Annotated in this window: 17 protein-coding genes; 8 read left to right on the top strand and 9 right to left on the bottom strand. The window is 63.0% G+C overall.

Features of this window, described 5'->3' with window-relative positions; genetic code table 11:
- The first annotated feature begins 102 nt into the window (after window positions 1-102).
- On the top strand, window positions 103-846 hold the full coding sequence (locus ACWFUC_RS23175; protein ID WP_489623474.1) for a 2-keto-4-pentenoate hydratase: 744 nt from the start codon (window positions 103-105) through the stop codon (window positions 844-846).
- A 14-nt stretch (window positions 847-860) separates the two neighbouring features.
- Here the strand turns inward: ACWFUC_RS23175 and bla are convergent, their stop codons facing one another.
- Window positions 861-1,760, bottom strand: coding sequence for a class A beta-lactamase (gene bla, locus ACWFUC_RS23170; RefSeq protein WP_489623473.1), 900 nt, complete (start codon window positions 1,758-1,760; stop codon window positions 861-863).
- Window positions 1,761-1,874: 114 nt separating this feature from the next.
- Here bla and ACWFUC_RS23165 point away from each other — a divergent pair, with 114 nt between their 5' ends.
- The 3 genes from ACWFUC_RS23165 to ACWFUC_RS23155 all read left to right on the top strand — a co-directional run bounded on the left by ACWFUC_RS23165 (window position 1,875) and on the right by ACWFUC_RS23155 (window position 4,578).
- Window positions 1,875-2,738: a LysR family transcriptional regulator gene (locus tag ACWFUC_RS23165; protein ID WP_489623472.1), complete on the top strand. Its 864-nt coding sequence runs from the start codon at window positions 1,875-1,877 to the stop codon at window positions 2,736-2,738.
- Window positions 2,739-2,945: 207 nt separating this feature from the next.
- Complete coding sequence (locus tag ACWFUC_RS23160) at window positions 2,946-3,095, top strand: hypothetical protein (RefSeq protein ID WP_166675078.1); 150 nt, start codon at window positions 2,946-2,948, stop codon at window positions 3,093-3,095.
- A 229-nt stretch (window positions 3,096-3,324) separates the two neighbouring features.
- Entirely contained in the window at window positions 3,325-4,578 is a 1,254-nt protein-coding gene (locus ACWFUC_RS23155) for an HD-GYP domain-containing protein (RefSeq protein WP_489623471.1), read from the top strand.
- A gap of 68 nt (window positions 4,579-4,646) precedes the next feature.
- Here the strand turns inward: ACWFUC_RS23155 and ACWFUC_RS23150 are convergent, their stop codons facing one another.
- Complete coding sequence (locus ACWFUC_RS23150; RefSeq protein WP_489623470.1) at window positions 4,647-5,642, bottom strand: M48 family metallopeptidase; 996 nt, start codon at window positions 5,640-5,642, stop codon at window positions 4,647-4,649.
- Between the two features lie 3 nt (window positions 5,643-5,645).
- Window positions 5,646-6,767, bottom strand: coding sequence for a YjgN family protein (locus ACWFUC_RS23145; RefSeq protein ID WP_343742058.1), 1,122 nt, complete (start codon window positions 6,765-6,767; stop codon window positions 5,646-5,648).
- Window positions 6,768-7,126: 359 nt separating this feature from the next.
- On the opposite strand from ACWFUC_RS23145, the gene ACWFUC_RS23140 reads away from it, so the two are divergent.
- From ACWFUC_RS23140 to ACWFUC_RS23125, 4 genes are all read left to right on the top strand, one after another.
- A complete protein-coding gene (locus ACWFUC_RS23140) occupies window positions 7,127-7,894 on the top strand; it encodes a dienelactone hydrolase family protein (protein WP_121045169.1) in 768 nt (255 codons plus the stop codon).
- Between the two features lie 205 nt (window positions 7,895-8,099).
- Window positions 8,100-8,822, top strand: a complete 723-nt coding sequence (locus ACWFUC_RS23135) for a gluconate 2-dehydrogenase subunit 3 family protein (protein ID WP_402704334.1) — start codon at window positions 8,100-8,102, stop codon at window positions 8,820-8,822.
- 2 nt (window positions 8,823-8,824) lie between these two features.
- Entirely contained in the window at window positions 8,825-10,606 is a 1,782-nt protein-coding gene (locus ACWFUC_RS23130; RefSeq protein ID WP_121045165.1) for a GMC family oxidoreductase, read from the top strand.
- Window positions 10,607-10,620: 14 nt separating this feature from the next.
- On the top strand, window positions 10,621-11,946 hold the full coding sequence (locus ACWFUC_RS23125) for a cytochrome c (protein WP_489625574.1): 1,326 nt from the start codon (window positions 10,621-10,623) through the stop codon (window positions 11,944-11,946).
- 95 nt (window positions 11,947-12,041) lie between these two features.
- Here ACWFUC_RS23125 and ACWFUC_RS23120 read toward each other — a convergent pair whose 3' ends face one another.
- From ACWFUC_RS23120 to ACWFUC_RS23095, 6 genes are all read right to left on the bottom strand, one after another.
- On the bottom strand, window positions 12,042-12,923 hold the full coding sequence (locus ACWFUC_RS23120) for a carbohydrate ABC transporter permease (protein WP_039784561.1): 882 nt from the start codon (window positions 12,921-12,923) through the stop codon (window positions 12,042-12,044).
- Window positions 12,923-13,822 carry a carbohydrate ABC transporter permease gene (locus ACWFUC_RS23115; protein ID WP_039784562.1) on the bottom strand — a complete coding sequence of 300 codons (900 nt, stop codon included), beginning with the start codon at window positions 13,820-13,822 and terminating at the stop codon, window positions 12,923-12,925. The genes ACWFUC_RS23120 and ACWFUC_RS23115 overlap by 1 nt, the downstream gene beginning before the upstream one ends.
- 170 nt (window positions 13,823-13,992) lie before the next feature.
- Window positions 13,993-15,324 (bottom strand): ABC transporter substrate-binding protein, encoded by a 1,332-nt coding sequence (locus tag ACWFUC_RS23110; protein WP_489623469.1) that lies wholly within the window; start codon window positions 15,322-15,324, stop codon window positions 13,993-13,995.
- Window positions 15,325-15,453: 129 nt separating this feature from the next.
- Entirely contained in the window at window positions 15,454-16,545 is a 1,092-nt protein-coding gene (locus tag ACWFUC_RS23105; protein ID WP_209567304.1) for an ABC transporter ATP-binding protein, read from the bottom strand.
- Between the two features lie 214 nt (window positions 16,546-16,759).
- Entirely contained in the window at window positions 16,760-17,719 is a 960-nt protein-coding gene (locus tag ACWFUC_RS23100) for a C-terminal binding protein (RefSeq protein ID WP_121045157.1), read from the bottom strand.
- Between the two features lie 287 nt (window positions 17,720-18,006).
- Window positions 18,007-19,746 carry an IlvD/Edd family dehydratase gene (locus tag ACWFUC_RS23095; protein WP_489623468.1) on the bottom strand — a complete coding sequence of 580 codons (1,740 nt, stop codon included), beginning with the start codon at window positions 19,744-19,746 and terminating at the stop codon, window positions 18,007-18,009.
- Between the last annotated feature and the right edge of the window lie 673 nt (window positions 19,747-20,419).

Here is a 20,419-nt window from a genome sequence, read left to right as displayed (position 1 = left end):
GCGCTGGTGGCGGCGAGTTCACGGCCGCGCTTGCTGTGGGCGAGCGCCTTGGCAGCCAGTACAATGCGCGCTGCCTTCTTTTCTGTTTCGGAGAATTCCCGCATGCATATCGACGCCGCCACCCAACTCCTGCTCGACGCCCGCCACAGTGGTCTGGCCCTGGACTGGCGCCGCCTGGCCGTCGGCGATGCCGAGATCGCCTACGCCGTGCAGGACGCTCAACTGCAACGCCTGGGGCCGATCGGGGGCTGGAAGGTCGGTAGCAAGGGGGATGGCAGCCTGCCAGCTTGTGCGCCGCTGCCGGCCTCCGGCGTACTGGCCTCGGGAGCGCCATTGCGCGGGCCGCAATGGCGCATGCGCGGTCTGGAAGTGGAGTTGGCCTTGCGGGTCGGGCGTGATTACCATCCCGGCGATCAAGTGCCGGATGAGGCCGAGTTGCGCACGGTCTTTGACGCCATCCTGCCGGCCATCGAAGTGGTGGAGACGCGCCTCGGTCATCCGCCCTGTACCAACCCCTGGGCCGGCATGGCCGACCTGCAAAGCCACGGTGCCCTGATCATCGGTGCCGCCCAGCCGCTGCCGGCCACGCTTTCGTTGCGCCAGATCGCGGCCAGTCTGCACATCGATGGCCAGGAGATCACCCGCACCACCGGGGGCAACCCGGCTGACCTGTGGCCCATGCTGGGCTGGCTGGCGCTGCATTGCGCGCGCCGTGGCCAGCCATGGCGCCAGGGCCAGGTCATCACGACCGGCTCCTGCACCGGGCTGCAGCTTGCACGCGCAGGGCGACAGATCGAGGGTGCGCTGGAGGGGATCGGTGCAGTTTCGTTCAGTTTCGCCAGCTGAACAGCAGCAACTTTTTACGTCATGAGCTGACCGATCAGGCGGCCCACTTCTGCATGCACCGCATCACGCCGGGCATCGGTGGCCGCATTTTCGGTGAGATAGACCGCAAACAGCAGCGGTGCGCCTTTCTCTGTCCACACCACGCCCACATCGTTGGCCGTGCCCAGCCGTCCCGTCCCGGTCTTGTCGCCGACCTTCCAGCCCTTGGGCAGGCCGGCGCGCACGCGCTTGTCGCCAGTCTGGTTGGCCACCAGCCATTGCGCAAGCTGCTGGCGCGAGGCAGGTGTCAGCGCATTGCCCAGCACCAGCTGGCGCAGGTCGGCAGTCATCGCGGCCGGAGTGGTGGTGTCGCGCGGGTCGCCGGGAACGGCTTCGTTGAGCGTGGGCTCATTGCGATCCAGCCGGGTCAGTTCATCGCCCAGCGACCGCACGAAGCGCGTCATGCCGGCGGGACCGTCCATGCTCTCCAGCATGAGATTGGCGGCGGTGTTGTCCGAAAGAGTGATGGCGGCCTCGCACAGCTGTGCCAGCGACATGCCATCCCCGCCGGTGTGCTTGCCGGTGGTGGGCGAGTAGGGCACAAGGTCCTGCTGGCGATAGACGATACGGCGCGCCAGCTGCTCCTTGCCCTCGTCCACGCGACGCAGCACGGCGGCCGCCGCGAGGAACTTGAAGGTACTGCACATGGGGAAGCGCTCATCGGCACGATAGCCCCAGTGGCGGCCGCCGGCGGTATCGACCAGCGACACGCCCAGACGCCCGCCGATATCGGCTTCCAGCCGCGACAGCGTGGTGGTCAGTGCGGATGAGTCCACAGTTTTACTTGCGCCTTGCAGGCTGGCCGCCCAGCTGCGGCTGATCAGGCCGGCACCGGCCAGCGCGGCGACGGACAGAAAATGACGTCGTCCAGACATGGATACTCCTCGATGAATGATGGCAACAGGGCTGCATCATAGGCAGTAGTCGCGGTGCTCACAATTCACGATAATTGGACGCAAGCCCAAGAAAAACTGATGCCTGGAGTGTTCATGTACCTGCCCCTCAATGCCTTGCGCGCCTTCGAAGTCTCGGCCCGCCATCTCTCCTTCACGCGCGCCGCCGAGGAATTGAGCGTGACCCAGACCGCCGTCAGCATGCAGGTCAAGAATCTGGAGCAGCGGCTGGGCGTGACCCTGTTCCGTCGCCTGCCACGCGGCCTGGCCCTCACCGACGAAGGGCTGGCGCTGCTGCCGGTGGTGGCGCAATCCTTCGGGCGCATCGCCGATGTGCTGGCCCAGTTCGAAGATGGCCGGCGCCGCGAGGTGCTCACCGTCGGGGTGGTCGGAACGTTCGCCGTGGGTTGGCTCATGCCGCGCCTGCGCGAATTCCAGCAGCAGCATCCCTTCGTCGACCTGCGCCTGCTCACCAACAACAACCGTGTCGACCTGGCCGGTGAGGGGCTCGATTATGCGATTCGTTTTGGCGATGGTGCATGGCATGGCACCGAGGCTGAACGTCTGTTCGAAGCGCCACTGGCACCCATGTGCGCACCGGAGTTTGCCGCGCGCTTGCGCACGCCCTCCGACCTGGCGGCCGAGACGCTGCTGCGGTCCTATCGCAGTGACGAGTGGCACCGCTGGTTTGCGGCCGCCGCTGCGCCTTGCCCGCCCTTGCGCGGCTTCGTATTCGACTCCTCGCTGGCGCTGGCTGAAGCGGCTGCGCAAGAGGCCGGCGTGGCGCTGTTGCCGGTGATGATGTTCGAGCGCGAATTGCGGCAGGGGCGGCTGGTCTGCCCCTTCGAACAGCGCATCGTGCTCGGTGCCTACTGGCTCACGCGCTTGAAGTCACGCCCGCAAACCGCCGCCATGGCGGCTTTCGGGACATGGCTGAAGGTGCAGGCAGGCTGCGTGTAGGGTTGACTGAAGTGATGATTACGCGCAACAACCACAGCCATGTCAGAGAAATCCTGATAGACGCGCGGCCTGCATGCACCTAGAATAAATGATATAAACAATTTATACGGTTCGTGCCGGCCGTATGAGTCGACACCATGGACAGACCGGCACTGGCAGAAAACCTTCGGGAGCCTGCCATCAGTCAATAGTGAAAGGGGGTAAGTCATGCACTACTTCGCACAACTCTATCGCAAGCTGGTTGATTTTCTCAATGACTCCAGTGAACTCGACACCGGTTCGCACCGCGGTGCGCCGCATTGCTGCAGCCTGTATTCGGGCTTGTCGAGCATGTCGCAGGAAGAGCAGCGTCACTGACATCGCGAGTCATTGACTCGTCACGCCTGCCTCACCTGCCGACCCGGGCCGCGCCAGCGCCCCGGGTTTTTCTTTGTCTGTACGGGCAACACTGCATGTTTTGGAGATTGCGCAGTTTCGCTAATGAGTGTCATCAGGAATTTCCCGCTAATCAATCCGCTCAAGATGTAATACAGTCGGGCCACAAGCCGGGGCGATGTCGCGGCGAAGCAACTTCACTCAGGCTCAGATGACACAACTCAAAAAAATCAGCGTCGACGACTTGGCCGTGGGCATGTATTTTTCCGGTTTCGATGGCCCCTGGATCGACAATCCGTTCTGGCGCAGCAAGTTCCTGATCGAGCAGGCCGCAGACATCAGCCGCGCCCGCAGCGCCGGCTTTGAGTTCTGCTGGATCGACGTCGCGCTGGGCCGGGATGTCATTCCGGGTAGCGCCGTCGAAGCAATGGACGTGGCCGCAGAACCGCGTGTGAAGCCGGTGCCGCTCACGCCAGAGGACGAGTATCGCAACGAACTGAGCGAAGCCCTGCGGCTCTACGAGAGCGCCAAGGTATCGACGCAGCAGATGTTCCGGCAGGCGCGCCTGGGCAAGACCCTGGATGTCGCGCAATGCCAGGACCTGGTGGAAGAAATCGCCGCCTCGGTCACGCGCAATTCGAATGCCCTGCTCAGCATCATCCGCTTGAAGCGCGCCGACGAATACACCTACCTGCATTCCATTGCCGTCTGCACCATGATGGTGGCCCTGGCACGCACCCTGGGCATGGACAATACGGCCTGCAAGGAAGCCGGACTGGCCGGCTACCTGCACGACGTGGGCAAGGCCTTCATTCCGCTCGACGTGCTCAACAAGCCCGGCAAGCTGACCGATCAGGAATTCCGCATCATCCAGCGCCATACCACGCTGGGCTATGAATACCTGAGCGGCTTCGCGGGTGTGCCGGATTATGTGCTCGACGTCTGCCTGCATCATCACGAAAAGATCGATGGCACCGGCTATCCGGGGCGTCAGCAGGGCAACCAGATCGATCTGTATTCGCGCATGGCGGCGGTGTGTGACGTGTATGACGCCATCACCTCCGACCGCACCTACAAATCCGCCTGGGATCCGGCAGAATCGCTGGCTCGCATGGCCAGCTGGAGCGGCCACTTTGATCGCCCCATCTTCCTGACCTTCGTCAAGACGCTGGGGATCTATCCCATCGGATCCATCGTCAAGCTGCGTTCAGGCCGCACAGCACTGGTGATTCGCCAGAATCACAAGGACCTGACCAAGCCGGTGGTCAAGGCGTTTACGACGGCGCTCTCGATCGAATCGCTGGAGAGCGAGATCATCGATCTGTCCTCGCCGGACCAGGATGATGTGATCAGCGAACGCAGCGGCCAGGACTGGATCCGCAGCAATGGACTGGTGCTGGATTCGCTCAAGGCACTGGTGGAAGGAAACGAGCGACCGGGTGAGCCGGGGCATCAGGGGCAATAGTTGTTTGAGGGCGAAACCCCGTTGCGCGCCTGCGCACCGGGGTTTTTTATTGCAGGCAGTACTTGCATTCAGCGGGTGCCGAGGATGTGCGCGATGCGTTCCTCATTGGCCGGATGGCTGGACAGGTAACGTGTTGCCGGACTGTCCTTGCTCTTGCCCATGTCTTCCAGTTTCTCGAACACCAGCGCCAGTTTCTGGCGCGGCAGGCCATTGGCCTTGAACATGGCGATGGCGTAATCATCGGCCTCGCGTTCGATATCGCGCGAATACTTCAGATCCAGCAAGACCGTCGGGATGTTGGCCAGGACCGCCGAGACATCGCCGAACAGCAAGGTGGCCGTGGCCGCGATGGCCGAACTCTGGATCAGCCGCCGCATCAGGTGGCGCCGGTGCACATGCCCCAGTTCATGGGCCAGCACACCCATGAGGGCGTCATCATCATCAAGCAACTGCACGATCTCATCGGTGACCACGATCTGGCCCGAGGGCAGGGCGAAGGCGTTGGGACCGATGCGGCTCTTGCGGAACACGATCTGGTAGTCGGGCGCATCCGCCATCGGCGCGGTCAGGGCACGAAAGCGCGACGTGATGCCCTTGGCCCGCTGGGCGTCGAGCTGGCTGGGGGCCAATACGTGCTGGTCGAGGAAGTCCAGCGTACCTTGACCGACCTGGCGATCCACCGCCACCGGCAGGATGGCCGTGATGCCCTGCGCGGCCAGCGGCAGCAGGTACAGGTAGCTCAGTACCACCACCGCGACCAGCGCCGCGCAGGCCGCCAGCGCATGCCGCCAGCTTTGCTGCAAGCGGACCACCAGTGAATCCCGGTGGCCGGTTTCATGCAGCAAGGCGCTGAAGGCCGCCCCATCGATGATTTCCAGATAGGCACCGTCAGGGAAGCTGACCTTGCGCGCTGCCCGGTTCAGGCGCTCGGAGACGCGCAATTGGGCGATCGGACAGTCCCGCTCCACCTCGCCGCGCACCTGGGCCATGCCATCGCTGACGTCCAGCGTCACCTGGTAACGTTTTGACGTCTTGCCATCGTAGTAGGAAGCGGAGACCGTCATGGCTTACATCGACAGATCGAAGTCGAGCAGGTCGCCCAGGCCTTCGCCGGTGGCCGAGCCGGGTGATTCGCTGGAAGCGATGAAGTCATCCAGGCTGCCCGCCGGCAGCAGCGTCACCGACTCGATGCGGTAGCGCATCATGCGGATTTGCGCGAAGGGGGTGAACAGCCCCAGCGTGAACGCGATGCCGAGCACGTTGGTGAGCAGGATGATGGCGGTGCGGCCCCAGCGCATGCGGCTTTCGAAGCGATGTTCGCCCAGGCGCGTGTTGTTCCACACCAGGTTTTGCAGCAGCGTGATCCACAGCGGAATGATCAGGAAAGACCAGGCATACAGGGCGAACAACATCAGCCCGAACGCGGCGATCGAGCCCGCACCCGACTGCACCGACTGGAACAGTGCCACGCCGCCAAAGCCGACCACGATGAGCACCGAGCCGGCGATCCAGCCGCCGATACCGGCCGCGAAGGCCAGATAGAACGCGCCGACCGAACCGTGGAAGGAAAAGTGGGTGGCACCGAAGCGCGCTTCATTGTGCTGGAAGCGCTTGAAGCGCTGCGCTGCCATCGGCATCAACAGGCCCAGGCTGAAACCCGACATCATGGGCCACAGCAGGAAGTTCTTGAATGCGCCGCCGAAGCTGCCGCGAAAACCGAAGCGGATGCCGCGATAGCTGGTGTTGTAGAGCTTGAACTGCAGACTGCGCCAGATCAGCCAGGGACTGGCCAGCATCAAGGCCAGCGCGGCAATCAGGCCCAGCAGGAGGTTGATGTAGCCGGCGATCTGGTACGCCACGATCAGCACGACGGCCAGGATGCGTCCCTTGAGGATGGCGACGGGGTTGCCGTGATAGTCGAAGCTGGCCCCGGCCACCGAGGTGTTGTCGTAGAAGTAGCGCAGCCGACGCACTTTGGCCCAGGCCGAATAGATGCCCAGCGTGACGATCGACAGCAGCAGGTTGACGATCCAGATCCGGAAATATTCGGAGCCGCGTCCGCTGAAGGTAAAGGCCTGCGGTGCACTGTGGTCGGCCGAGTCACGCAGGGCGGTCGCGAAATTGCCGGGCGCCGCCGGAACGGAAGGCGAGGGAAGGGAAGATTCAGGCAAGTCAGGATGATCGTTCATGGAAGCTCTTGTATTGGTCGTTGTATGGAAGAGGTCTGCCGATGGGGTCGGGCAAGAATCCATTGCTCGCAAGTAAAAGTCAAGTTGTCGCTGATCACCACGCTGCTTGTATGGATGTTGTAGGGACCGGCCTCGCATTTGTTCGTGCTTCACTGGTCTGACCTTCTGCAGAAATGCACTGTTTGTGCGAACATTGCTGCCCGAACACGGTCAAGGCAAGGGCGTGGCTGAGCTGGAAACAGCACGGCCATGCAGCAGCAATTGCCCCTGTGGTTCATCTTCGCGCCAAACAAAAGTTTCCTGAACGCCGCCCGGTCTCCACGCCGGGCGGCGTTTGCCAACCAAAGGAGCCACCATCCATGTCCACGTCCTGGAACACCGCCGCCATCGCCGAGAAGCTCGGCATCCCCGTCACCGACCTCGGCATCGAGACCATCGCCCATAGCGCCGATGGCATCGATTACGAAAGCGTCCTGCTCTACAACAAGGCACAGCCGCCGGTGTCGGGCGTGCTGACCATCCCCAACTATTTCGGCCTGCGCCAGCAGGCGCTGGAAATCGCAGCCACCACCATCGGTGCCGGCCATGCCATCCTGGTGGCCGACGTGTTCGGCAAGAGCCTGCGTCCGACCAATCCGGACGAAGCTCTGGCCGCCATCCTCCCGCTGAAGAAGGATCGCGCCGAACTGCGCAAGCGCATGCACGGCGTGCTGAAGGTCTTGCGCGAGCAGACCTTCGTCAAGCTCGATGCAGGCAAGCTGGGCGCCAGCGGTTTCTGCTTCGGCGGCACCGCTGCGCTGGAACTGGCGCGTGATGGTGCGGACGTGCGCGGCACGGTGTCGCTGCACGGTGCGCTCGATACCCCGGCCCCGGGCGAGAGCAAGGTCAAGGGAGCGGTCCTGGTGCTGCACGGCGTGCAGGACCCGTCGGTGCCGCGCGATCAGGTCAATGGCTTCATCGACGAAATGAGTGCGCTCAAGGTTGACTGGCAACTGGTCAACTATGGCTTGGCCGGCCACTCCTTCACCGATCCGGATGCCAACCATCCCGGCTTCTTCTACCACCGCCAGACGGCAGAACGCGCCGCGGTCGCATTGCAGGCCTTCTTCGGCGAAGTGCTGGCCTGATGTCTTGAAGCAGGGCGGGGCCGATGCCCTGCCGAACTGATTCATCCACCTGTGCAGCGGTGCCCGGAGCCGCTGCACAGGCAGTCTCACGATAACAAGAAGAGAGTGCGTCCGTCCGGTACGCAGGGGAGCGTTCATCCTTGCCGCGCCGCTCGCGCCAGCATCCTGCATTGCCCTCGTCAAATCCCACGTCCAAAGGATACTCATGTCACAAGATAAAGAGCCCAGGCGGCGCTTCCTGCGCCAGGTGTTGGCCATCGTCCCAGCCGCGACCACGCTAGGCGGCGCCACCACCGTTGCGGTCAGCCAGCCGGCAATGGCCGACAGCAGCGAACCCGGCAAGCCCCGCGCCTACACGCCCACCTACTTCACCGCGCCTGAATGGGCCTTCCTCAACGCCGCCGTCGATCACCTCATCCCCTCCGACCAGTACGGTGCCGGTGCGCTCGAAACCGGCGTGCCCGAGTTCATCGACCGCCAGATGGAAACCCCCTACGGCGCCGGCAAGCTCTGGTACATGCAAGGTCCCTTCCACCCGGACAGCGTGCCGGAACTCGGCTACCAGCTCTCGCTGGTGCCGCGCGACATCTACCGCCAGGGCATCGCTGCCTGCAATGACTGGTGCAGCAAGAACCATGGCAAGGTCTTCGCCGAACTCGACAAGGCCAAGCAGCTGGACGTGCTCAAGATGATGGAAAGCGGCAAGATCGCTTTCGATACCGTGCCCGCCAAGACCTTCTTCAGCTTCATGCTGGGCAATACCAAGGAGGGCTATTTTGCCGACCCGATGTACGGCGGCAACCAGAAGATGGGCGGCTGGAAGATGGTCGGCTTCCCCGGTGCGCGCGCCGATTACGCCGACTGGGTCGATCAATACAACGTCAAATATCCATACGGCCCCGTGTCGATTCTGGGAGAGAAGGGCTGATCATGGCTATCAAAAAAGACAAAGTGGATGTAGTGATGGTGGGCCTGGGCTGGACCGGCTCCATCATGGGCATGGAGCTCACCGAAGCCGGCCTGAACGTGCTGGCGCTGGAACGCGGCGACATGCGTGACACCAACACCGACACGCCTTATCCGAAGGCCGTCGATGAACTGAAATACTCCGTGCGCGGCGCGCTGTTCCAGGACCTCTCGCGCGAGACCGTGACGATTCGTCATACGCTCTCGGATGTGGCCGTGCCCTACCGCCAGCATGGTTCCTTCCTGCTGGGCGATGGCGTGGGCGGTGCCGGTTTCCACTGGAACGGCATGATGTACCGCAACCTGCCCGAAGAGCTGGAAATGCGCACGCACCACGAGCAGAAATACGGCAAGAAATTCATCCCCGAGGACATGACCATCCAGGACCATGGCGTGACCTACAAGGAGCTGGAGCCTTTCTACGATTTCTCGGAAAAGGTCATGGCGGTTTCCGGCAAGGCCGGCAATCTCAAGGGCCAGATCGTGGCCGGCGGCAATCCGCTGGAAGGCGAGCGCAGCGATGAATTCCCGACCCCGCCGCTGCAGTACCAGTACAGCGCTTCGCTGGTCGAGAAGGCCATGCGCGACGTCGGCTACCACCCTTATCCGGCCCCCGCGGCCAATGCTTCGCAGCCCTTCACCAATCCGTATGGCGTGCGCATCGGCCCCTGCAATTACTGCGGCTTCTGCGAAAACTACGGCTGCTACATGTATTCCAAGGCATCGCCGCAGACCACCATCCTGCCCGTACTGTTGAAGCGCAAGAACTTCGAGGTACGCACCAAGGCCCAGGTCATCAAGGTCAACCTGGATGCCTCCGGCAAGCGTGCCACCGGCGTCACCTACATCGACGCCCAGGGCCGCGAAGTCGAGCAGCCCGCCGACCTGGTCCTGCTGACCGCCTTCCAGACCCACAACGTGCGCCTGCTGCTGCTCTCGGGCATCGGCAAGCCCTATGACCCGGTCTCCGGCGAAGGCGTGGTCGGCAAGAACTTCGCCTACCAGTACAACGGCGGCATCAACGTGGTCATGCCCAAGGGCACGCAGTTCAATCCGTTCATCGGCACCGGTGCCGGTGGCGTGGGCATGGATGACCTCAACGCCGACCAGTTCGATCACGGTCCGCTGGGCTTCATCGGCGGTGCCTCGATTCGTCACGTGCGCTATGGCGGTCGTCCCATCAAGCAGGCCGGCACCATGCCGGGCGAGAAGGTCCCCAACTGGGGTTCTGAATGGAAGGCCAGCGTGCAGGATGCCTACCAGCGCACGCTCACCATCGGCATGTCCGGTTCGGTGATGGCGTATCGCGATTGCTACCTGTCGCTGGATCCGACCTACAAGGATGCCAATGGCCAGCCGCTCTTGCGCATGACCCTGAACTGGAAGGAGAACGAAGGCAAGATGCTGACCTACATCGCCGGCGAGATGGAGAAGGTCGGCCAGGCCATGAATCCGGAGAAGGTCGTCAAGGCGGTACGCAAGACTGGCTCGTCGTGGGATACGCGGGTCTATCAATCGACCCACCTGACCGGGGGCGCCATCATGGGCACGACGCCCAAGAACAGCGTGGTCAACAAGTACCTGCAAAGCTGGGATGTGCCCAACGTGTTCGTCTACGGCGCTTGCGCCTTCCCGCAGAACATGGGCTACAACCCGACCGGGCTGGTCACGGCGCTGGCGTATCACTCCGCCAAGGCCATCCGTGAGCAGTATCTGAAAAACCCCGGCCCGCTGGTGCAGGCATAAGGATGACGACCATCATGATCAAGCATTATTTCATCGCCGCCTGTGCGGCCGTCATGTCGCTGTCCGCCTTCACCGCAGCAGCGCAGAGCAGTGCCGCCGCTCCCTCGGCCGACCAGCAGCTGGTGCAGCGTGGCGAGTACCTGGCCAAGGCCGGTGACTGCGTGGCCTGCCACACCGCCAAGGGCGGCAAGCCCTTTGCGGGTGGCTTGCCCATAGCCACGCCCATCGGCACGGTGTATTCGTCCAACATCACGCCGGACAAGGACCACGGCATCGGCAACTACAGCGAAGAGGATTTCGACCGTGCGCTGCGTCACGGCATCCGCAAGGATGGCGCGTCGCTCTATCCGGCCATGCCGTATCCCTCCTACGCCAAGGTCAAGCCGGCAGACGTGAAGGCGCTCTATGCCTACTTCATGCAGGGCGTGCAGGCCGATCCCGCACCCAATCGCGGTGTGGACATCACCTGGCCCCTGTCGATGCGCTGGCCGTTGTCGGTGTGGCGCAAGGTGTTCGCGCCGGCAGTGGCGGCCGATGGTCCGGAGGACAACAGTCCTCTGGTCCGCGGCCAATACCTGGTCGAAGGCCTGGGCCACTGTGGCGCCTGCCACACCCCGCGCGGCGTGGGCATGCAGGAGAAGGCGCTGTCCAATGACAGCAGCCAGTTCCTCTCCGGTGGCGTGATCGACGGCTACCTGGCCAACAACCTGCGCGGTGACGCCCGCGACGGTCTGGGCAACTGGAGCGAGGCCGACATCGTGGCCTTCCTCAAGACCGGCCGCAACAGCCATTCCGCTGCCTTTGGCGGCATGGCCGACGTGGTGGCCAACAGTACCCAGTACATGACCGGGGAAGATCTCTCGGCCATGGCCAAGTACCTGAAGTCCTTGAAGGCGGTGAAGGAGGGCACGCCAGCGCTGGCCTATGACGACAAGACCCACCAGGCCTTGCGCAAAGGCAGCGACCAGAGTCCGGGCGCCATGGCGTTCCTGAACAACTGCGCGGCCTGCCACCGCAGCAGCGGGAAGGGATATGAAGAAACCTTCCCGACCCTGGCCTTGTCGCCGACGGTCAATGCCGAGAACCCGGCTTCGCTGATCCGCATCGTGCTGGAGGGGGCCGAAATGCCGTGGACCCACAAGGCACCGACACAGTTCGCCATGCCGGGCTTTGCCAGCCGGCTGTCGGACCAGGAAGTGGCCGATGTGGTCACCTTCATCCGTAGCAGCTGGGGTAACCAGGCGTCTTCGGTGAACGCGTCCGATGTGGCCAAGGTACGCAAGCAGCTGCCGGAGAAGAAAACGGTGGAGGCGGGGAGTGCGCCGCTGGCCAAGCAGTAAGGTCTAGTCGACCCGCTGTGCCGCTTTAAAGAAAAGCCCGGCGTTCTTGCGAACGCCGGGCTTTCTTCTTGCCGCACAGGATGCAGGGTGAAGCTTTATTCCTTCACCGCCCCGGTCATCCCCGACACGTAATACTCCACAAAGAACGAATACACCACCGCCACCGGCAGCGAGCCCAGGAGCGCCCCGGCCATCAGTGCGCCCCAGTGGTAGACGTCGCCTTCCACCAGTTCGGTGACGATGCCCACCGGCACCGTCTTCACCTCGGACGAGGAGATGAAAGTCAGCGCATAGATGAACTCGTTCCAGGACAGCGTGAAGGCAAAGATGCCCGCCGAGATCAAGCCCGGCACCGCCAGCGGCAGGATGATCTTGACCAGGATCTCCCAGCGGGTGGCGCCATCGATGAGCGCGCACTCTTCCAGCTCATAAGGAATCGAGCGGAAGTAGCCCATCAGCAACCAGGTGCAGAACGGGATCAGGAAGGTCGGATAGGTCAGGATCAGCGCCCAGCGCGTATCGAACAGCCCCAGCTTGAACACGATCGCCGCCAGCGGAATGAACAGGATCGAGGGCGGGATCAGGTAGGCCAGGAAGATGCCCAGCCCGACCTGCTTGGAGCCCTGGAAGCGCAGGCGTTCGATCGCATAGGCGGCAAAGACGCTGGCCGCCAGCGAGGCGAAGGTCGACACCACCGACACGATCACCGTGTTGAGCAGCCAGGCCGGATACTGGGTCTGGAACAGCAGTTTCTTGAAGTGCGCCAGCGTCGGGGCAACGACCCAGAAGGGGTTGCCGGTCTGCGAGAGCAATTCATTGTCCGGTTTGAAGGCCGTGATCACCATCCAGTAGAACGGGAACAGCAGCACGAACAGGAAGATCAGCAGCGGAATGTAGATCGTCACCCAGCGGCGCGGTGTCGATTGCAGGAAATCCATGCCTTGGGTTTCCTGCTGGTCGTCTTTTTTCTTGGCCATTATTTGTCACCTCCTTGTTGCCAGCCGCGACGTTGCAGGCCGAAATACGAGAACATGATCGCTGCCAGCAGGAAGGGAATCATGTAGGTTGCCAGTGCCGCGCCTTCACCCAGGGCACCGCCGGGAATGGCGCGCTGGAAGGAGAGCGTGGCCATCAGGTGGGTCGCATTGAGCGGACCGCCACGCGTGAGCACATAGATCAGCTGGAAGTCGGTGAAGGTGAACAGCACCGAGAAGGTCATCACCACCGCAATGATGGGCGTGAGCAAGGGCAGCGTCACATGGCGGAACTGCTGCCAGGGCGTGGCACCGTCGATGGCAGCCGCTTCATAGAGCGAGGGCGAGATCGTCTGCAGACCCGCCAGCAGCGAGATCGCCACGAAGGGAATGCCGCGCCAGACGTTGGCAAAGACGGTGGACCAGCGCGCATTCCACGGGTCGCCCAGGAAGTCGATGTAGCGGTCGATCAGGCCCATTTTGTGCAGGGCCCAGCTGATGACGGAGAACTGTGCGTCATACAGCCACCAGAAGGCCAGGGCCGAGAGCGCAGTCGGCACGATCCAGGGCAACAGCACGATGGCGCGGAAGAAGGTCTTCAGCGGCACGTTCTTGTTGAGCAGGATGGCCAGCCACAGGCCCAGTGCGAATTTCAGGATGCTGGCGCTGACCGTGTAGAACACGGTATTGAACAGCGACAGCTGCGCCAGCGAATCGCCGGCCAGGTAAGTGTAGTTGTCCAGGCCGATGAAGCTGCCTTCGCCGCCGATCTTGGTATCGGTGAAGCCCAGCCAGATGCCCAGGCCCAGCGGGTAGGTCAGGAACACCACCAGCAGGATCACGGCCGGGGCCATGAACAGCATGCCCAGTACGTTACGGTTGTTCAGGAATCGGGATAGCATGATGTGCCTCGATGAAAGGGCCGCAAGCCAGGCCTGCGGCCAATACGGTAGTGACGCGTCGCGATGCGCCAGCGCGGCGGGACCGGGTCGGCAAGCCCTGACAACCTGCCCCTTTGCCCGCTGTCCCGAGGGAACCCGGACCCGCCTTGCTGACGTTCAGGCTGCTGCCATCAGGTCTTGTAATACCGCTTGGCGCGTTCGGCCGCACGGTCGATCGCCTGCTGCACGGTCTTGGCGCCCGAGGCTGCCTCGGCCACCATGTCCACCACCACGTAGTCCGCCATGCAGGCCGCCGAGGCCTGTCCCAGCGGGCCTTCGTGGCCATGGTCCAGCATCAGCGAGGCCGAGTCGCGGTACACCGTGGCCTTCGGGTCGTCGGTCCAGACCGGGTTCTTCTCGTAGGCCTTCAGCGGCTGGCTGACGTAGCCGATGGAGGCCTTCATCCACGGGTTGTACTGGTCCGGCTCAAACATGAATTGCACGAAGGCCTTGGCCGCATTGGGAAACTTGGTGTGCTTGAACACCATCATCTGCGTGATCTGCATCAGCTCGGTGGGCTTGCCGGCCGGGCCGACCGGGAAGTGCGCGTGCTGGGTATCCTTGGCGATGTCCTGCAGCTTGGGATCCTGCGAGTTCTTGGCGGCGTAATACACCGAGATACCGTTGGCCGTGAGGCTGATCTGGCCATCCAGGTAGGCCTTGTTGTTGGACGGATCCTGCCACGACAGGGTGCCGGGCACGAAGGTGGCATAGAGCTGCTTGGCGTATTCCAGCGCGGCGCGGGTCTCGGCCGAGTTGATGGCGACCTGGCCGTTCTTGTTCACCAGCTTGCCGCCATGCGACCACAGCAGCCAGTGCGCCCAGTTGTTGGCGTCACCGACGGCCTTGCCCAGGGCGAAGCCGACCGGAGTGTCCTTGGCCTTCAAGGCCTGGCACAGCTTGAGGAAGCCGGCCGTGTCCTTGGGAATGGCATCGAAGCCGGCCGCCTTGATCTGGCTTTCGCGATAGACCAGGGCATTGCCGATCACGCCCAGCGGCAGGGCGATCCACTTGCCGTCCTTGGTGCCGTACTTGCGGCAGACGTCGTACCAGCCGCCATAACGCTTGCCCAGCGAGTCGGCCAGGTCGGTCATGTCGACCAGCTTGGTCGGGTACTGCTGCGGGTCGTCGAACCAGCCCAGCACGATGTCCGGACCGCTGCCCACGTTGGCGGCCACGGCCGATTTCGGACGCACGTCTTCCCAGCCTTCGCTGTCGGTGCGCACGGCCACGCCGGTCAGTTCGGTGAATTTCTTGACGTTGGCGTTCCACAGGTCTTCATCGCCCTGGACGAAACGCTTCCAGCGCAGGATACGCAAGGTCGCGCCCTGTTCGATGGGGTACTTGATGCTGTCGGCGCCAGCCGCGCCGGGGCCTGCAGCAAAGGCGTTCACGCCCATGCTCGATGCGGCTGCGGCGGCAGCGCTGGTGACCAGGAATTCGCGTCGTGTCAGCTTGCTCATGTCTCCTACTCCTTCGGTTGAAAGTCGAATTGGACCGCTCTCGAACGGCTGTTCTTGCGGATGGACTCTTTTTCTTGTGATGCTGCGCTACGGGTGGTGCTTGGCTTACTGCAGTGATGGTGCGTTGGATCAGCGGGCCGCCAGCGACTTGCCCGATTCGGCGTCAAACAGGTGCGTGCGGCTGTGGTCGGGAACCAGGTGGATCACGTCGCCCGCGCCGAAATCATGGCGCTCGCGGAAGATCGAGGTGAGGCTGGTCTCGCCGAAGCGCGAGAACACTTCGGTATCGGCCCCGGTCGGTTCCACCACGATGACCTTGGTGGCAATGCCTTGCCCGGCCGCACCGATGGCCAGGTGCTCGGGACGCACGCCGTAGGTGACCTTCTGCCCGTCATTGCCCTGCAGGGCGCTGCCATAGGGCGCTGGCACGCGGGTGCCATCGGCGAACTCGACTTCTGCTGCGCCACCGCCACCGTTGCGGCGCAGGGTGGCAGGGATGAAATTCATTGCAGGAGAGCCGATGAAACCGGCCACGAACAGGTTGGCCGGATGGTCGTACAGGTCCAGCGGACGGCCGCGCTGTTCCACCAGGCCATCGCGCATGACCACGATCTGGTCGGCCATGGTCATCGCTTCGATCTGGTCGTGGGTGACATAGATGGAGGTGGTCTTCAAGCGCTGGTGCAGTTCCTTGATCTCGGTGCGCATCTGCACGCGCAGCTTGGCATCGAGGTTGGAGAGCGGTTCGTCGAACAGGAACACCTGCGGATCGCGCACGATGGCGCGGCCCATCGCCACGCGCTGGCGCTGGCCGCCCGAGAGCTGGCGCGGATAGCGGTCCAGCAGCTGGTTCAGGCCGAGGATGTCGGCGGCCTTTTTGACGCGTTCTTCCACGAAGGACTTGTCCTTCTTGGCCAGGGTCAGCGAGAAGGCCATGTTGTCGCGCACCGTCATGTGCGGATAGAGCGCGTAGTTCTGGAACACCATGGCGATGTCGCGGTCCTTGGGCTGGACGTTGTTGACCACGGTGCCGCCGATGAGGATCTCGCCGCCGGTGATTTCCTCCAGTCCCGCCAGCATGCGCAGCAGCGTCGACTTGCCGCAGCCGGACGGACCGACCAGGACGGTGAATTCGCCATCGGCGATATCGATGTCGACGCCCCGGATGATCTGGGTGCTGCCGAACTGTTTCTTGACTGCGCGGATCTGTACTGATGCCATCAAATGCTCCTCGTGTCTATCCTCGTATCGACGCTGCGGAACCGGTTCCAGGCGGAGCCGTTCACAACGCACTTTGTTCAGGCACGTCCTGTGGAGGGACGCGTGGAAGATCCTGCCGGTCTTCCTTTTTTTCGTTGTCTACACTGATGCTGCGCCGGCTGGCGGCCGGCGCGGTGCTGCGTTGGCGCCCCGTTGCCGGGGTGATTGTTTTGACTTATTTGTTCTTGCCCTGAACGACCACGTAGGAGGGCCGTCCGTTGCGGTCCCAGTCGATCAGGTTCTGGGCCGCCTTGCGCCGCAGTTCGCGCGCTGCGACATCCGAGAAGAAGGCCGCGTGCGGCGACAATAGCACACGTGGATGCTGCACGATAGCCGAGGCTGTCTGCGGCGGCTCCACCGGCAGGACGTCCAGCGCGGCACCCTTGAGCTGGCCGTTTTCCAGCGCGGCCAACAGGTCGTCGATCTTGATGAGGCCGCCGCGTGCGGAATTCACCAGGTAGCTCTGCGGCTGCAGCAGATTGAGCAGCGAAGCGTCGATCATGTTGCGTGTCTCGTCGTTCAAGGGCGTATGCAGCGACACCACATGCGCCTGGGCGAACAGTTCTTCGCGGTTCACGCGCTCCACGTAGGCGGGGAAATCGCCATCGATGATGTAGGGATCATAGGCAATGACGCGCTTGAAGAGATTGCGCGAGATATGCGCCATGCGCTTGCCGATGCGGCCCAGGCCGATGATGCCGATGGTGAGATCGGAAGCGCGCGGAATGATGCCGGCCGTGGTGTAGTGCCATTCGCCGGCTTTCACGGCACGGTCATAGACGGTGATGTTGCGGATCAGGTCCAGTGCCATGGCCAGTGCATGGGTGGCCACTTCGCCCACGCCATAGTCGGGCGAGTTGGCGACCCACACGCCGTGGGCTGCGGCATCGGCCGTGTTGATGGTATCGAAGCCCGCGCCATAGCGGCTGGCGATGCGGATTTCAGGACGGGCCGCAAAGACCTTTGCGTTCACCGGTGCGTATTGCACCAGCAGACCCTGGCATCCTGCGGAGGCGGCGATCACCTCCTCTTCCGTGCGGCATTGCGCGGTCACGACTTCCACACCGGCTTCCTTGTAGAGCGCAAGCTCCAGGTCGACGTCGGGGAAATCGTAGTCCGTAATCAGTACTTTCATTGCTCGTCTCCGTGATGGTTGTCTTGGTCCACCTGATGCAACTACTTCCTGGAACACGGCCGCCGCTTGTGTGGCTGTACCGTGGTCCCGGGGTACGACGGATGCTGGTATTAAGCTGAATTTAATGCTGTTTGAATGACCCTTAACTTTTGCTTAATGCTGCTTGTTGAAGCCTGTGAAGCTTGTGATGCCTGATGCGTTGCTGCAGGTGGAATTCGGTCAAGCCAGTTGGCTTTGAAAATTTCTCCTGCCCTTGCCGCCGTTGCTGGAGGCAAGGGCAGGCCAGTTCAGTGATTGTCCTTGGGCACGTAAGGTCCGCTCTTGCCGACCAGGAAATCAAGGTCCGCGCCCTGGTTGGCCTGCTGCACGTGGTCCACATAGAGCTTGACCCAGCCGCGCTGCATCTGCGGCGGCAGCTCAGGCTTTTGCCATTGCGCACGGCGGCGCGCCAGTTCTTCCTCTGACACATCCAGGTGCAGCTTGCGTGCCTCCACATCGAGTTCGATGAAGTCGCCGTTCTGCACCAGCGCCAGCGGCCCACCGGCGGCCGCTTCCGGCGAGACGTGCAGCACCACGGTGCCGTAGGCGGTCCCGCTCATGCGCGCATCCGAGACGCGCACCATATCCGTGATGCCTTTGCGCAGCACCTTCGGCGGCAGCGGCATGTTGCCTGCTTCGGCCATGCCGGGGTAACCCTTGGGGCCGCAATTCTTGAGCACCAGCACGCAGGTTTCATCGACGTCCAGGTTCTCGTCATCGATGCGCGTGTGCAGGTCGTCGCTGTTTTCGAAGACCACGGCACGGCCGCGATGCTTGAGCAGGGCAGGGGTGGCGGCCGATGGCTTGATGACGGCACCGTCCGGGGCCAGGTTGCCCTTGAGGATGGCGATGCCGGCCGCTTCCTTGAAGGGCTGGTCGAAGCTGCGGATGACTTCCGGATTCCAGTTCGGCGCATCCTGGCAGTTCTCCCACAGGGTCTTGCCGTTGGCGGTCAGGGCGGTCTTGTCGATCACGCTTTCCAGTTGGCGGATCACCGCCGGCAGGCCGCCCGCATAGTAAAAATCTTCCATCAGGAATTTGCCCGAGGGCTGCAGGTCCAGCAGGCAGGGCAGTTGCTGGCCGATGTCGTCCCAATCCTTCAGGTCGAGCTGGATGCCGATGCGGCCGGCAATGGCCAGCAGGTGGATCACCGCATTGGTGGAACCACCGATGGCGGCGTTGACGCGAATGGCATTCTCGAAGGCCTGGCGGGTGAGGATCTTGGAGAGCACCAGGTCTTCGTCCACCATCTGCACGATGCGGCGGCCGGCGTTGCGGGCCAGCACGTTGCGGCGCGCATCGACGGCGGGAATGGCGGCATTGTGCGGCAAGCCCACGCCCAATGCCTCGACCATGCTGGCCATGGTGGAGGCCGTGCCCATGGTCATGCAGTGGCCGTGCGAGCGGTGCATGCAGCTCTCGGCTTCGAAGAATTCTTCCTGCGTCATCTTGCCGGCGCGCACATCTTCCGACATCTGCCATACGCCCGTCCCGGAACCCAGTTCACGGCCACGGTATTTGCCCGAGAGCATCGGGCCGCCGGAGACGCCGATGGTCGGCACATCCACTGAAGCCGCGCCCATCAGCAGCGCCGGCGTGGTCTTGTCGCAGCCCATGAGCAGCACCACGCCATCGAGCGGATTGGCGCGGATCGACTCTTCCACATCCATGCTGGCCAGGTTGCGGTAGAGCATGGCGGTGGGGCGCAGCAGCGTCTCGCCCAGCGACATCACGGGGAATTCCAGCGGGAAGCCGCCGGCTTCCCAGATGCCGATCTTGACCTGTTCGGCCAAGGCGCGGAAGTGCGAATTGCAGGGGGTCAGTTCGGAATAGGTATTGCAGATGCCGATCACCGGACGGCCATCGAACTGGTCGTGCGGGATGCCGCGGTTCTTCACCCAGGAGCGGTAGATGAACCCATCGCGGTCCTGGCGGCCAAACCAGGCCTGGCTGCGGCGGGTGGATTTTTTCTTGGTGTCGTCAGTCATTGTCGTTTCCCTGGCAAGGTGCGTGCGCAAGCGCGCACTGCGTCCCTTGCCCTGCTTCATGCGATCCATGTGCTGCCAGCCGGATGAGGCCGGCAGTGCCGTTCAATGCTTGCTGCCTGCGCGAACCTGGTCTTTGTCGAACTCAGGCGAGAGCGCGCAGGGCGACAGGATGACTGTCGCCCTGGTCAAAGAAATAGCGGGAAAAATCAATCAGCAGGAAGGCCAGCAGGGACCCGAAAGCGGAGCAGCGATGCAAGGCGCGGCGCGCACGGACGCTGGCAGCGGTGGCGGCGCGGCGCGTTTGCGCCCGGCCAGCCGACGTCCTGCGGTTCACATGCGATGCTGTGCCTGGATAAGCCAATGGGATGTCTCCGTTGCCTGGAGCCGCCGTAGCGGCTGGGTCTGTGCCGTCCGTTCTGCCCTGCGGCCTGCCCCGTCCCCGACGGTGGCGAAGCACGCTGAAGCGACGTGACTTGTGTAATTGGCTGCGAGTCTATTGCAGCCAGATTTGTTTGGTCAAGTGGTAATACCAGATCGCGAGAAAGCTTTTTGTCAGCATTGTGCGGCCGGCTTTTTGCGTCGCCCCTGCAACATGCAGTAAAACACACTGCCTGTCTGAAAGCCAGAGCTGGCAAGGCTTTGCGGCGGGGTATTAATGCTGCATGGCACCAAG

It is taken from the genome of Herbaspirillum sp. Her4, assembly GCF_057961335.1.
The sequence above is the reverse complement of the archived record's forward strand: the minus strand, read 5'-3'. Positions and strand labels throughout refer to the sequence as shown.